This window comes from Spirosoma radiotolerans (assembly GCF_000974425.1).
Classification (GTDB): domain Bacteria; phylum Bacteroidota; class Bacteroidia; order Cytophagales; family Spirosomataceae; genus Spirosoma; species Spirosoma radiotolerans.
Map to the genome: position 1 here is coordinate 950,987 of NZ_CP010429.1, position 14,657 is coordinate 965,643.

Genomic DNA, 14,657 nt, shown 5'->3' on the forward strand with positions numbered 1-14,657 from the left:
ATTTCGTACTTTTGCGGGTAATGGATATTCAGTCAATAGTAGAAGCCGATATTTTACGGTCAATCGCCGAACTTTATCCCGGTACCGCCGGTGTTGTTCAACTTACGCCGACCAAAAAAGAGTTTGAAGGGCAGTACACTTTCGTTACGTTTCCTTACACAAAAGTTCTTCGGCAGGCACCCGCTCAAATCGGACAGGTCATCGGCAACTGGCTACTCGCCAACAGCGCTGTCGTGAGTGCGTTCAATGTGGTACAGGGCTTTCTAAACATTAGTATTGCCGATGCTGCCTGGCTTAACGTGCTTAATGATATAGCCGCTAACCCGTCGTTTGGCACATTGCCGAAAAAAGGACAATCGGTGATGGTTGAGTTCTCGTCGCCCAATACCAACAAACCGCTCCACCTCGGGCATTTACGGAATAACTTCCTGGGCGATTCGGTTAGCCGGATTCTGGCTGCCAGCGGCTATGATGTCGTGAAGACCTGTATCGTCAACGACCGGGGCGTTCACATCTGTAAGTCTATGCTGGCCTACAGGCTGTTCGGCAACGGAGAGACGCCCGATTCGGCGGGGATGAAAGGTGACCACCTGATTGGTAAATATTATGTGCTGTTCGATAAGGCATATAAAGCCCAAATCGAGGAGATGGTGAGCCAGGGAACTGCCAAGGAAGAAGCTGAAAAACGCGCTCCACTGATGCTGGAAGTTCAGCAGATGTTGCGGCTCTGGGAGCAGGGCGACCCCGAAACCGTTGCCCTCTGGCGCAAGCTAAATGACTGGGTCTACGCCGGTTTCGATACAACCTACAAAACCATTGGCGTTACTTTTGACAAGACGTATTATGAATCGAACACCTACCTGCTTGGCAAAGAAATCGTCGAAGAAGGAATCCAGAAGGGTGTTTTTTATCGTAAAGAAGACAACTCTGTTTGGATCGATCTAACAGAAGAAGGCCTGGACCAGAAACTGGTGCTGCGTTCCGATGGTACATCGGTCTACATGACTCAGGATTTGGGTACGACCGATCTGAAGTTTCAGGATTTTCGTAGCGATCGTCAGATTTGGGTAGTTGGCAATGAGCAGGATTATCACTTTAATGTGCTGTTCGCTATTCTGCGCCGGTTAGGGAGACCCTACGCCAGCGAACTCTATCACCTGTCCTACGGGATGGTCGATTTGCCAACGGGCAAAATGAAATCGCGGGAAGGGACCGTTGTCGATGCCGATGACTTGATTCAGGAAACAACGGATGCTGCATCGACAGCCGCTGATGAAGCCGCCAAAGGCAAACTCGACGAATTTGATGAAGCCGAGAAAAAAGCGCTGTTTCAGATGCTTGGCCTAGGTGCTTTGAAGTACTATTTGCTGAAAGTTGACCCGCAGAAACGAATGCAGTTCAACCCGGCCGAATCAGTAGATTTGCATGGCAATACGGGACCGTATATTCAATATGTTTATGCTCGGATTCAATCTATTCTTCGGAAAGCTAGAGAGAGGAATATAGTAGCCCAGGGAACCGTTTTGGCTACGCAGTTAGACGATGTTGAACAGCAACTTGTATTTTTGCTCAGCCAGTATCCGCAACGGGTTAGCGAGGCCGGAACGGACTTTGCGCCCTCTTATGTTGCCCAGTATGCTTATGAGCTGGCCAAGACGTTTAACCAGTTTTACGATAAACTTTCGATCCTTCAGGAGACGGATGCTGTGAAGCTTCATGGCCGCCTTATTTTGTCGAAAACGGTTGGTGAAACTATTCGAAAGGCAATGGGTTTATTGGGCATAGATGTTCCCGAAAGAATGTAGCTAGTTGCTTATGTTTCAGTGCTTTTAATTTACCTTCACCAAAGTCTACTAAATGTCATACTAACCATGAAAAAGAATCTTGTTTTTACTTTAATTGGTGTCGTGCTCGTTGCGACCCTCACTAGTTTTATGTCTTTATCTACTCTCGTTAAAGGAATTTTCAGCGACAAAAAAGAAGCTGTCGCTGCGCCTGCTAATGCCAGCGCTCCTACCAAAAGTTTGTACGATTTTACGGTTAAATCCCTGGACGGTAAACCGGTATCATTAAGCGGGTTTAAAGGCAAGAAAGTCGTTATTCTGAACGTAGCGTCGAAATGTGGTTTCACTCCGCAGTATGCCGATTGGGAGAAATTCTACAAAGAGCATGGCGACAAAATAGTGGTACTCGGTTTCCCCGCTAATAATTTTGGTAGCCAGGAGCCTGGTAGCAGCGAAGAGATCGCTAGCTTCTGCCAGAAGAACTACGGTGTAACGTTCCCGATGTTCGAGAAAGTGTCTGTACTGGGCGCTGACCAGGCTCCGCTCTACAAATGGCTGACCGACAAGTCGATGAATGGCTGGAACGACAAAGTGCCAACCTGGAATTTCTGCAAATATGTCATCAACGAGAAAGGCGAACTGACGCACTTCTTCGCGTCGAAAGTAAAGCCTGGCGATGAAGAATTTAAAAAAGCAGTAGGCATTTAAAGGCGAAAGAGTGAAAGAGCGAAAGAGCGAACAGCCACGTATGGTTTTTTGCTCTTTCGCTCTTTCACTCTTTCGCTCTTTTCACTCATGACAAAGAGCTGGATTGCGGCTGCACGGCCACGTACACTACCGCTGGCCTTAGCCAGTATTATTCTCGGAAGTTTCCTGGCTCTCGCCAACCGCCATTTTAACTGGCAAATTGCTGTCCTGGCCACCCTGACAACTATTTTCCTCCAGATTCTGTCCAACTTCGCCAATGATTATGGCGATGCCGTTTCGGGCAAAGATACCGAACTGCGCGTAGGTCCCCGGCGAGCCGTTGCTACTGGCGATATTACCAAAGAGGCCATGTTGCGGGGGATTATTCTGATGTCGGTGCTGGCGCTGGTTTGTGGAGTGGGATTGCTGGCAGTGGCTTTTTATAACGTAGAACCCAAAATCTTCTGGTTCTTTTTTATGCTGGGATTACTCAGCATCGCGGCTGCCATTGGCTACACAAACGGCAAACGTCCTTACGGGTACGCGGGCTTTGGTGATATTGCGGTGCTTATTTTCTTTGGGTGGGTCGGTGTCCTGGGAACATATTTTCTCTACACGCTATCTTTCAACCCATTATTGCTCTTGCCCGCCACAAGCGTTGGCCTGTTTGCTACGGGCGTTCTGAACGTCAATAATATTCGGGATATTGAAACCGATACCATGACCGGAAAACGCTCCATTCCGGCGCGACTGGGTTTGCCATTGGCCATTCGTTACCATTGGGGCTTGCTCATCACCGGTATGGTTTGCGCGGTTGCGTATTCGTTCCTGACCGATGCCACCGCCGTTGGTTATCTCTATGTACTGTCCTTCCCGTTATTTATCCTGAATGGTCGCGCCATTGCGACGCACAAACGCCCGGCAGAGCTTAACGCCCGGCTTGGTCAACTGGCCCTGACCACGTTATTATTTGTTATCTTGTTTGGATTAGGACAGGTGTTATAGACTTAATGTACCAGTTAAAAGGGTAACGTTGTGCTTTCACTTCAGGTGGACATAAGTGCAATGACCTCATTTATCAGCTTACTCACCGTGTTAAGTTGAGCAGTGAACCCTAGTTCTCAATCCTTAGATAGGAAACTCGATGATGATTTAACCATTAGCTTTTTACCTTCGAGGCAACCCACTGTTTTTTTAGAAGTAAGAAAAGACATCGGTCTTTAAGGCAAAATGGGACCAAACTGGAAATAGGTCGTTTATGCGGTGATTTAGCGTTATAGTAGAGAAAACGGCCCTTTACTTTACTGGCGGATGAGTAGGTTGAGCACTACATGCGTATTTTATCCATTTTAGGGCAGCGTACGCACCAAGCCGCCGGGCGGTCAAATAATCAAGGTGAGCTTAGCTATTCCAAGTATTGAGTGTGCTGACATCCAGTTTTCATCCTGGCCCCGGTTTGCATTATATAGCCCCAGATTATACAACACATTCTGTGTGGCTCAGAATCATTTTAATGCTCATCTACACCTCATAAGAATAACCTTCTTATTTTATGAATGTAAACCTAGCAACATCAACCGCAAACGTGTTAAAGGCCCGTTTGGCTACTCAATTAATATTCTTCGTTTGCGGCTTAGGTATGGCCAGTTGGGCACCAATGGTTCCTCTTGCTAAAGATCGATTAGCCTTGAATGATGCTCATTTAGGCTTGTTATTGCTGCTTCTGGGCGCGGGGGCCATGCTCATGATGCCGACCTCAGGGTGGCTGGTGAGCCGTTTCGGGAGCCGTCTAGTCATGGTTTGTGCTGCCTTGGTTATGGCCCTTACCATACCGCTGCTGTTGCTCCTGCTCTCAACAACGGCTATGGCCATAACGCTCTTTATGTTCGGTTCAGCCATCGGAGCCATTGATGTAGCCATGAATGCCCACGGCGTACAAGTGCAAAATCTGTATGGGAAACCCATTATGTCATCCTTGCATGGCCTTTTTAGCGTGGGAGGCCTATTCGGTTCGTTAGGATTAGGCTTTCTGATTAAGTTAGGGCTCAATCCTGTCTATGCAATTGGCAGTATTTCCCTGCTGATGGTCATCATTAGCTTAACTCAATACAAACAACTATTCTCTGTTGATGTTGAGCAACAGATTATGGCTCAGTTTGCTACTGTAGAGAAGAAGCCAACGGCAGGCAAGCAGCGGTTCACTTGGTTGCACAGCAGTGTTATATTTTTAGGGTTGATGTGTTTGGCCGTTTTTTTAGCCGAAGGGGCTATTCTTGACTGGAGCGCTATTTTCTTACGGGATAGCAAAGGAATTGACCCTGAGTTTGCAGGGTCAGGTTATGCGGCCTTTTCAGTTGCTATGGCAACTATGCGGTTGGCCGGGGACAAACTCGTGACACGATTGAATGGCAAAACGGTCGTAGTGGGTGGCAGTTTATTAGGGGCTGTCGGTTTAGCCTTCGCGGTTTTGAGTCCTTGGGTATTTGGAACTTTAGTGGGCTTTGTGCTGCTGGGCCTGGGAGCCGCCAACATTGTGCCCATATTTTTCAGCGCAGCTGGCCGATTGCCTGGTATTTCACCAACGGTGAGTATACCGGCTATTACGACCATCGGCTATACTGGTTTATTAGCGGGTCCGGCTCTACTAGGTTTTATTGCCTACCATTTTTCGCTATCTATAGCTTTAGGCTTCATCGTTTTGCTATTGGTAGTAGTGGCACTAGGTTATCAAGTATATGGAAAAACGAACTAGGCACTCAAAATCTGAATTGATTCTACGTTGACTTACTCATTTGGATAGATCACGAAAGAAGTGATTTGACTTCATCAGTTGTTAGTATCGGGCTGGAAGCTATCGATTTTAGTTGTATTAGGCCGCTTCTTAAGCCTTTTACAGCCTCATAGGGCGATCATCGATTGATCTACACTACGCGAACCATCATTTATTCCCTTACTACTTTTCGCATTATCGTATTTTTACCAGCCTGAATGGTAAGTAAATACGTTCCAGGAGCATTCGGCATCGAAATGGTTTCTGAAACGGCGCTGACCTGGCCAAACTGCTTCTGATATACTGAGCGACCCTGTGCATCGTGCATCGTCAGACTGACTTCTCTTTTCTGAGTCGTAGTCAATTCCACATACACGACCTCGTGGGTCGGATTCGGGAACACCTTTACTTGGCCTCCAGCGAACTCTTCTTCAGCCGTGGGCAGCAAGACCAGTATGGATGCCTGCCCCGACACACGCCCTGCCCCACAACTGTTCTCAACGCTGGCTAGTGAATAAACCATCGATCTTGTTGCCTGGATGGTCAGGATCGTTGGATTCGCGCTGCCCGAAAAGGTAGTGCCATCGGATAAACGGCCGCGCCAGGGGCCATCGCCCGTAAAATTTAGCGTGAGCGAAATTGGCTGTCCCTGCAATACCGTTGTCGACCCTGTTAACGTGGCTGTTGGCAAGGGCTTAACCGTAAACCCTTCACTGGCCACCAGTTGTGCGTAGGCAATACCCCGTGGCCGTACCTGCAACCGGTAACCCGTTCCGAGTGGTAGCGTGTTCGGAATGGTGGCTTTCAGGGTGGTTAAGGGGCCTGAACCAACAATTCGTTCGGGCTGGAAATTGCCGGAAGCATCGGACAGAAGGACATCGTATTGCCAGCTAGCCGCCTTGGTCGTGTTTTCGGGGGTTGCCGTAACGGCAATCGTGCTCCCAACACAAACCGCTGTCGATTCTGCTACTTTAGTGGTCAGCTTAGGGGGTTGTTGCACCGAAACGGTAAACTGGTCGGTCAGACACTGCCGGGAATCTGTAACCACAACCGGAATTGTCCCTGACTGACTGGCTGCGTAGCGGATCGTTCGGCTGGTTTGTCCGCCCGGCCAGCGGTAGTCCCCTATCCAGGAGGCTGTGAATTGGAGCGTATCGGCAAACTCGGCCGTAAGTGAGGCTGTTTTGTTCACGTTTTTCATGATTGTAAACTTGTCCAGTACAGAACCGTCGGACATGACAAACTGGGCATCCAGTCGGTTGTCGTTTACGTCCAGCAGCATAGAGCCGCCCAGTGTGGTGTTATTGTAAACGGTAGCCGGGTGCGGAAAGTCGGGCGATTGGCCGCCTAGTTGCCCGCCAGATCCATTCACAACATAAATTGTGCCCTGGCCTTTTGTCAGAATGGGGCAGGAGTTGGGCGACCCATCATATCGGGCCGATGTATTCTCGGCAATATGGCTGGCTGAGTTGAATGTGTGGGCCAGGCCACGCAGCCCTTTCAGCCGATAGGTTCGTTCGTAGCCGTGGCTGTGCCCATTCAGAACCAGATCTACCCCAAAACGCTCCAGTATTGGGGTTAAATTCTCCCGAATCAGCTTCATAGATAACTCCGTGTCGGAGTTGTGGCCGCCTTTGCTATAGGGCGGGTGATGAAAAATCACGATTGTCCACGGCAGTTTATTGGCCGCCAGATCGCGCTTCAGCCACTGTACCTGGGCCGAGGTGGTGTCATACAGCCGGTATTGGCCGTCTTGCCTGCCCTGCGAGTCAAGCGAAATCAAATGCACATTGCCATAGTCGGCTGAGTAGTAGGATTTTGAATTGGACGGAAGCCCACCCGATTCGCCTTTCTCGGGAAACGAAAACAGCTTATAGTAAGCGATGTTGAAATTGGTTTCACTGTCGGCATAATCGTGGTTGCCGGGTGTTATAAACAGCGGTGTATTGCGCAGGCTGGGGGCGTAAAGAGGGAAAACCACTTGTTGGTATTCGTCTTCCAGTCCATACGAATAGGCATTGTCACCCAGCCACAGCCATAGGTCAGCCGGACGGTTGGCGGTTGCCTTCTGATAAGCCTGATAAACGTTGCGTTGATTATCGGTGCCGCTACCAAAATCGCCAAGTACCCAGAAACGAAGGGGGCGAGTGTCTCCGGCGGGCACGGCTGTTTTGACGTAGTAATCAGACCCATTTGTGAGTTGGGTATCGTCGTACCCAATGGCATAGGCATACCGGCTGGCGGGTTGTAGCCCTGCGATCGTCAGCGTATGTTCAAGCGTTGGTTGCGATTCGCGCATGTCTTTCGTCAGTTGGTCTGACGAAGTGCCAAACCAGACCCGGCCAATAGTAGGCAGGTCGGTGCGCCAGCGGACAATAACCGAGGTTGGCGTAACTACCTGTAGATAGGGACCCCGAACAAGTTTTGGTGACTGAGCAAACGCCGGTTGGTTAACAAAGTAGGAAAAGATTAACGCTAAGAATAGTCTAATTTTCATACGGTGGGTATTAACGTCACCGTAAATCTACGTATCCAGCATAAAACCTCCTATTTTGTAACTAACTATTCGACGATCGGTGTACTAAACCACTTATCTGTAATCTTAGTTGCGAACCAACGACTGATGCATACGAAGCAGATACCGAATTGGCCAATCGCTCTGATTATACGACTCTAACTGAGCTATTTTAAAGAGTAGCTTTCGTTCGATGCGTCTGCGTTCATCGGGCGGCAGGTTTTTCAGGCTCGTTGGTAACTCCGTGAGAACCTGGTTTAACTGGACGCAGGCCGTGACTGGTAAAGCAAAGTAGGTCGCTAAACGCTCAACATCGGATAGCTTCCAGAGGTCCGGTTTGGAGCGTCGGTTTCGAATGGCATTGCCACTCAGCCCAACGGCCATACCTAATTGTTCATCGTTAAGTGAACACTCCCGCAACCGCCACATAACGGCCTGATAATTATTGACGAATGAGTGTAATGCAGTGCGTAGATAATCAACCAAAGCTGTAGAGGTTTAAAGGAAAATAAACGTTGAACCAGGTTTATGTCAAAGAAGCAGTAGTGTACAACTAGCGCTTATAGGTTTATCTACAAGATTCATGCCGTTGTACTGTATATTTTTGTATACTATTAACAAAAATGGAAAAATGTTAACAAGTAGCTCTTGTTAACGAATGGTTTTCCTGAGCATTAAGCTGTTAGTCAGCTATATATAACACAAAAGTCACCCCTGATTGGAGTGACTTTTGTGTTATGTGCCAAGATCAGTTGTTACGCTCGATCTACTGTAAGGCGTAATTGAAACTCGTCCATCTCTATTTCAGCTACGGACGATTTGGTAGCCGACCCGTTCAAGTCGTTGACTAACTTGAGCGAGATTGCCTGTACTTCCTGCTGAATATAATCGCTGTTGGTTTCGATAGCCTGAGCGAGTACCTCATCGGTCCGTTCCAGCACAATCTGAATCTTGTCCGTTACCGAGAAATCCCGGTCTTTGCGGAGGTTCTGAATCCGGTTCACAAAGTCACGGGCAATGCCTTCCCCGCGTAATTCGTCGGTCAATGTTACATCCAGGGCTACGGTAATACCGCTTTCACTAGCAACGAGCCAGCCGGGAATGTCTTCGGTTATAATTTCGACATCAGCCAGAGAGATGACGAGTGGTGCGTTCTGAATTATGAAGGATTGTTCGCCATTTTGTTCCAGCGACTTCAGGTCGCTTTCGGTCATGGCCGTGATGGCGGCTGCCACGTCTTTCATCTGTTTGCCGAATTTCGGGCCAAGAGCTTTGAAGTTCGGTTTGACTTTCTTCTTCAGAATACCACTGGCATCGTCTACGAACTCGACGGCTTTAACGTTCACCTCCGACATGATGATCGGGCTTACGTGCTCAATCTGACGGCGTGTATCGGTATTCAGCACCGGAACCAGTACACGGCTCAATGGCTGACGAACTTTCAGTTTATGCCCTTTGCGTAAGGAGTGGACCAGCGAAGAAACCTGCTGAGCCAGTTCCATTGACCGTTCCAGTTCGGTGTCGATTAAGGTTTGGTCGCCCAGCGGAAAATCCGTTAAATGTACGGATGTACCCGTCTCGGTTAAGTTGCGATATAGCCAGTCGGCGTAGAAAGGCGCATTGGGCGATATCAATTGCGAGACCGTTGTCAGGCATTCATGCAGTGTTTCGTAAGCCGCCCGTTTGTCGGTGGTCAACTCGCCGTCGGGCGCGGCCCCGGTCCAGAAGCGTCGGCGTGATAACCGAACATACCAGTTGGATAACTGATCGTTTACAAATTCCTGAACAGCCCGGCCTGCTTTGGTTGGGTTATAATTGTCAAACTGCTGCTCGACTTCCAGAATCAACGACTGGAGTTTGGACAAAATCCACCGGTCGAGTTCTGGGCGTTCGGCCACGGGAACCGTGCGGCCCGAAAACGAAAACTGATCCAGGTTGGCATACAGCGCAAAGAAGTTGTAGGTATTCGACAAGGTGCCGAACAACTTCCGTTGTACCTCGCCAATGCCATCGGTGTTGAACTTCAGGTTATCCCAGGGTTCTGCATTGGTGATCATGTACCAGCGTGTGGCATCGGCCCCGTATTTACCCAATGTCTCGAAGGGATCGACGGCATTGCCCAGCCGCTTCGACATTTTGTTGCCGTTTTTGTCCAGCACAAGGCCCGTCGAAACGACATTTTTGAAGGCGACCGAATCAAACAGCATGACGGCAATGGCATGGAGCGTAAAGAACCAGCCGCGCGTCTGGTCGACGCCTTCTGAGATAAAGTCAGCCGGAAATGCCTTTTGAAATACGTCCTTGTTTTCAAATGGATAGTGCCACTGTGCATACGGCATCGCCCCCGAATCGAACCAAACGTCGATCAGGTCAGACTCGCGCTGCATCACCTGCCCGCTTTCCGAGACGAAATAAATTTCGTCTGCATAAGGACGGTGTAAATCATAGGTGCCATCTGCATGGGCCTCTAAAAACGCCTTGTTTTTGTCGATATAAGACTGATAGTCGGCCTTCCCTTCCCGAACCCACTCGCTCATTCGCTCATTCGCCTTTTCGCTCATTTCGACAAGTTCCGCTACCGACCCGATACAAACCTCTTCTCCGCTTTCGCTGCGCCAGATGGGCAAGGGTGTTCCCCAGAACCGGCTTCGGCTAAGGTTCCAGTCGACCAGGTTTTCGAGCCAGTTGCCAAAGCGCCCGGTTCCTGTACTTTCGGGTTGCCAGTTGATGGTTTTGTTCAGTTCGACGAGCTGATCCTTCTTCGCTGTTGTCCGGATAAACCAGCTATCCAGCGGATAGTACAAAATAGGTTTATCGGTCCGCCAGCAGTGCGGGTAAGGGTGTTCGTATTTTTCGACCCGAAACGCTTTGTTTTCCTCTTTCAGCTTGATGGCAATGAGCACATCCGTCGGCTTGAAATCCGGGTCATCGCGTTCTTCGTCGGAGTAATATTCTTCCTTGACATACCGACCGGCGTAATCTGTGATTTCAGCTACAAACTGGCCGTGTTTATCCACAATGGGCACGTCTTTTCCGGTATCGTCCTTCACCATGATGGGCGGAATTCCCGCTGCCTGGGCTACCCGAAAGTCATCGGCCCCGAATGTTGGCGACGTATGAACGATACCCGTACCGTCTTCGGTCGTGACGAAATCGCCCAGGATAACGCGGAACGCAGGCCCGTCTGGCTGAACATAGGGCATTAACTGTTCGTACTCAACGCCTTCCAGATGCTCGCCTTTAAACTCGGAAACAATCGTCCACGGGGCAATTTTATCCGTAGGCAAATAGGCGTCAAAGGCGGGGTGATCAACGGCATCGACCTGTCCTTTCTCATTCAGCCAGCGCCCAACCAGGTTTTTAGCCATGACCACATGCACCATCAGATGCGTGTAGGGATTGAACGTTTTTACCAGCACATAATCGATGTTCGCGCCTACGGTCAGGGCCGAGTTGGCCGGCAGAGTCCAGGGCGTAGTGGTCCAGGCCAGAATGTACACGTCGGCATCGGCCGAGTCGAAGAAGAGAAAGCCCGATTTGCCGCTGGGCTTCACCTTAAACTGCGCTACGATGGTTGTGTCACGAACATCCTTGTAAGTACCAGGCATGTTTAGTTCGTGCGAACTCAGGCCCGTACCGGCTTTTGGCGAATAGGGCTGGATGGTGTAGCCCTTGTAGAGCATTTTTTTGCCATCCACCTCCTGGTCATATAATTGCTTGAGCAGGTACCAGACCGACTCAATGTATTCGTTTTTATAGGTAACGTACGGATTGTCAAGGTCGACCCAATACCCCATTTTCTGGGTCAGGTCGTTCCACTGATCGGTGAAACGCATGACCGTTTCGCGGCATTTCCGGTTATAGTCTTCAACGCTGATGCCGCCTTCCGACTCAGGTTTTCCAATCGCATCTTTGTTGATACCCAGCTCTTTCTCGACCTGTAACTCGATCGGCAGGCCGTGCGTATCCCAGCCGCCTTTCCGGTCGACCTGAAACCCTTTCAGCGTTTTGTAGCGACAGAAAATATCCTTTATCGTCCGGGCCATTACGTGGTGAATGCCGGGGGCTCCATTGGCTGAAGGCGGGCCTTCGTAAAAGGTAAACACGGGCTTTCCTTCGCGGAGAGCGATGGACTGTTCGAAAACCTGATTCTGGTTCCAGTATGTTAAAACCTCGGCCGCGATCGTCGCGTAATCGAGGGACTCATATTGCTGATACTTCACGTCTGAGAGGATCATACGCGCCAATTGGTCTGTATTTGACAACTAAAGCCAATTGTGCGGTTAAAAAATAAGTGCAAAGATAGGGAAATAGATGGCATAGGCTGGCTACCTCCCGGAAGCAAAGCGCTGTTGATAGCCAACAAAAAAGCGAACCGTCGTGGTTCGCTTTAGGGATATGGATAAACCAGTGCAAACCTTATGGGGTATTGGGGCGGTTAATTTCGTCTATAATAGCCTTTACTTCATCCAGCGGCAGCTCGGTCGCCGAGGCAATTGCAGCGGCATCGTGGTTCAACTTCAGCATAGCGGTAATAAACTTGATCTCATTTTGGCGACGCTCCAGTTCGCGTCCCTGCTGTATTAATTCTTCAGCTATCGTCTTGTGCTGTCGACGCTCCAGTTCACGTCCTTCCTGGATTAATTCTTCGGCTACCGTCTTGTTCTGGCGACGCTCCAGCTCGCGTCCTTCCTGGATTAATTCTTCGGCGACTGTCATGGTAGAAGAGTTGGTTTTTGTCGAAATACGGCTAAAAATACCAAATAGTTCAATTTTGGTCAAGTTGGTGGTATACGATAAATAGAGAAAGCCGGTGGTGATAAAACGCTGACCGGACGGTGTTTCGACCAATCGCTGGACCACATCGGCAAACGTGTCCAGCAGGCGAGTCAGCTCCCGTTTCCGGCGGCTGTTTTGCAATAAAATGGCAGTAAACCGGGCATAATCTGACCGTAAGACAGGCAGCCGTTCGTCGGAAAGTGCCGACAGGTCGATCAGCAGATAGTCGAATGCGGGTAAATAAGGTGCCAGCGTTTCATGGAGTAGGGCGAAGTAGTCGGGTACACTCCGCTGTTTCTAGCGCCGATTGCCATGATACACCAGAACGGGAAGGCCGGGCGTCAGCGGTTGTTTTTGTTTAAGCTGACTCTCCCAGAGATTAAGCAAATACCGATTGATCTGGAAATGCGGGTACTCTTCAGTATAACTTTTATGTTCCAGCAAAAGCACCAGCCGAACGGCCTGATCGCCATACGTCACCGAGAAAACAAGGTCTGCAAAATGTTCGGCCAGTTGCTCATCGGTAAACGTATCGACTTCGCGGGTTAACGTTGTATAGTCGATACGGTCGCGGACCGATTCTGGTGCGAAGGTGTTTAAAAAGTCGATCAGGATTTCTGGTTGCGAAAATGTTTCTTTAAAAAACCTGTCGTGCGGGTTATCAGGTTGTGCAGCCATTAAATTGTTAGGATCACGAACTCAACCCGGCGGTTCACTTTCCGTTCTTCGTCGGTGCCCTTAGTTAAAATAGGGCGCGTGTCGCCGTAGCCGATGGTCTGAATTCGGTCGATGTCGATGCCCTGCTGCACCAGATAGCGCTGGCAGGCAATGACCCGGTCGCGGGAGAGTTGCAGGTTCTTGTCATGGTCGCCGATGATGTCGGTATGGCCTTCGAGCCGGATGCTCATGTTGGGGTTGTCCTGCATCATGGCCACCAGTTTGTTCAACTCCGCAAATGACGCCGACAACAGGTCTGACTTCGACATCTCGAAATAAATATTCTTCAGCGTCACCTTGTCGCCGACGGCCAGGGGCGTCAGGGTAATGTCGCGCGTAAGTTTTTGACCGCCCGCTACTTTGCTAAGGTCTAAAACGCCACTGCTCGACTGATACCCGCGGGCGGAGGCTATGTAGGTGTAGACCTGGCCCTTCACAAGGCTCATGCGGTAGGCACCCGTCGAGGCAAAGCTTTGAACGGAGTCAATTGCTTTCTTGCTAGCCGAAAGTTGATAGTCGATGGTGGCCGTTACGGGTCGCTTAGTTTTTGCGTCGCTTACCACACCCGATACCGCCACCAGGGTGGGTACAGGAGCCGGTGCTGGCTTGGGTTTTGGCGTCTCCATCTCACCCCCTGATTCGCCTGAGGGAGCGGGGGGTAGGGTTGTCGACTTCTTTGGTACTTTAGGAACGGGTGTTGGCGCTGGTGCCGGTGTATAGACGACTTCGTCGGCCGGGTTATCAACGCGCAAATTGTAAATGTTCCAGCAAATAAGGTGGTCATTCTGGCACTCGAACAGATCGAAATTTTCTAATCCCTTGTCTAATCGCTCGAAATACAAGGAGAACGTGACTTGATCACCCGGAAAAGTATTTCGACCAATGAGTATTTTTTTGCCGGTAGCCGGGTCGATCTGTTCTCTTTTTGTGGGGATACCTTCTGCTTTTACAAACGTAAATCGTCGTGCACCGTTAGCTGCAATTAAATACCCGGTCGGGTCAAAGGCAATGGTTTCTGTGCTCATCAACTGCCGGTTTTGATTGTAACGAGGCTGGCTTTTATCGGTAAACGTCAGGTTTAGAATCGTATAATCCTGTGTTAGTCGAATGCTGTTCACCGTTACGCCGGGGTCGGCAGGGCGGCCTGTGCCTCGTTGATTGCCAGCGTTGGGATACGTATCGTCTGGAGCCTGCTGGCCGCCAGATGGGTATTGCTGCCCGCCACCCGACGGGTAACCTGATGGATAGGTGCCGAATGTACAGGATGAGCTTAGCCCGGCCAGAAAGAGGAAGATAAGGTAGCGTTGCCGCATAAGTTTTGGTAAGTAAAGAGTTACAAGTTAATCAAAAAGAATGGGCTGTGTAAGGAGGGCATGTGTTGCCAACGGTTGTGATGGCCCTTCTG

10 protein-coding genes are annotated in these 14,657 nt (G+C 49.8%); 4 read left to right on the top strand and 6 right to left on the bottom strand.

Going from position 1 to position 14,657, the window contains the following annotated elements; genetic code table 11:
- Positions 1-20: 20 nt before the first annotated feature.
- From argS to SD10_RS03770, 4 genes are all read left to right on the top strand, one after another.
- Entirely contained in the window at positions 21-1,805 is a 1,785-nt protein-coding gene (gene argS, locus SD10_RS03755; RefSeq protein WP_046375750.1) for an arginine--tRNA ligase, read from the top strand.
- A gap of 66 nt (positions 1,806-1,871) precedes the next feature.
- Positions 1,872-2,492 (top strand): glutathione peroxidase, encoded by a 621-nt coding sequence (locus tag SD10_RS03760; RefSeq protein WP_046375751.1) that lies wholly within the window; start codon positions 1,872-1,874, stop codon positions 2,490-2,492.
- Between the two features lie 87 nt (positions 2,493-2,579).
- Positions 2,580-3,476, top strand: a complete 897-nt coding sequence (locus SD10_RS03765; protein ID WP_046375752.1) for a 1,4-dihydroxy-2-naphthoate polyprenyltransferase — start codon at positions 2,580-2,582, stop codon at positions 3,474-3,476.
- A gap of 547 nt (positions 3,477-4,023) precedes the next feature.
- A complete protein-coding gene (locus SD10_RS03770; protein WP_046375753.1) occupies positions 4,024-5,223 on the top strand; it encodes an MFS transporter in 1,200 nt (399 codons plus the stop codon).
- 190 nt (positions 5,224-5,413) lie between these two features.
- Here the strand turns inward: SD10_RS03770 and SD10_RS03775 are convergent, their stop codons facing one another.
- The 6 genes from SD10_RS03775 to SD10_RS03800 form a co-directional block, all read right to left on the bottom strand.
- On the bottom strand, positions 5,414-7,738 hold the full coding sequence (locus SD10_RS03775; protein WP_046375754.1) for a metallophosphoesterase: 2,325 nt from the start codon (positions 7,736-7,738) through the stop codon (positions 5,414-5,416).
- Positions 7,739-7,843: 105 nt separating this feature from the next.
- Complete coding sequence (locus SD10_RS03780; RefSeq protein WP_227699136.1) at positions 7,844-8,242, bottom strand: hypothetical protein; 399 nt, start codon at positions 8,240-8,242, stop codon at positions 7,844-7,846.
- Between the two features lie 269 nt (positions 8,243-8,511).
- Complete coding sequence (ileS, locus tag SD10_RS03785) at positions 8,512-11,994, bottom strand: isoleucine--tRNA ligase (RefSeq protein WP_046375756.1); 3,483 nt, start codon at positions 11,992-11,994, stop codon at positions 8,512-8,514.
- 181 nt (positions 11,995-12,175) lie between these two features.
- Complete coding sequence (locus tag SD10_RS03790; RefSeq protein ID WP_046375757.1) at positions 12,176-12,676, bottom strand: RpnC/YadD family protein; 501 nt, start codon at positions 12,674-12,676, stop codon at positions 12,176-12,178.
- A gap of 156 nt (positions 12,677-12,832) precedes the next feature.
- On the bottom strand, positions 12,833-13,213 hold the full coding sequence (locus SD10_RS03795) for an Rpn family recombination-promoting nuclease/putative transposase (RefSeq protein ID WP_046375758.1): 381 nt from the start codon (positions 13,211-13,213) through the stop codon (positions 12,833-12,835).
- Positions 13,213-14,565, bottom strand: coding sequence for an OmpA family protein (locus SD10_RS03800; protein WP_046375759.1), 1,353 nt, complete (start codon positions 14,563-14,565; stop codon positions 13,213-13,215). The genes SD10_RS03795 and SD10_RS03800 overlap by 1 nt, the downstream gene beginning before the upstream one ends.
- Between the last annotated feature and the right edge of the window lie 92 nt (positions 14,566-14,657).

Coding starts and splice junctions, on each gene's coding strand:
- argS (WP_046375750.1), top strand. CDS start 21: ATGGATATTCAGTCAATAGTAGAAGCCGATATTTTACGGTCAATCGCC.
- SD10_RS03760 (WP_046375751.1), top strand. CDS start 1,872: ATGAAAAAGAATCTTGTTTTTACTTTAATTGGTGTCGTGCTCGTTGCG.
- SD10_RS03765 (WP_046375752.1), top strand. CDS start 2,580: ATGACAAAGAGCTGGATTGCGGCTGCACGGCCACGTACACTACCGCTG.
- SD10_RS03770 (WP_046375753.1), top strand. CDS start 4,024: ATGAATGTAAACCTAGCAACATCAACCGCAAACGTGTTAAAGGCCCGT.
- SD10_RS03775 (WP_046375754.1), bottom strand. CDS start 7,738: ATGAAAATTAGACTATTCTTAGCGTTAATCTTTTCCTACTTTGTTAAC.
- ileS (WP_046375756.1), bottom strand. CDS start 11,994: ATGATCCTCTCAGACGTGAAGTATCAGCAATATGAGTCCCTCGATTAC.
- SD10_RS03795 (WP_046375758.1), bottom strand. CDS start 13,213: ATGGCTGCACAACCTGATAACCCGCACGACAGGTTTTTTAAAGAAACA.
- SD10_RS03800 (WP_046375759.1), bottom strand. CDS start 14,565: ATGCGGCAACGCTACCTTATCTTCCTCTTTCTGGCCGGGCTAAGCTCA.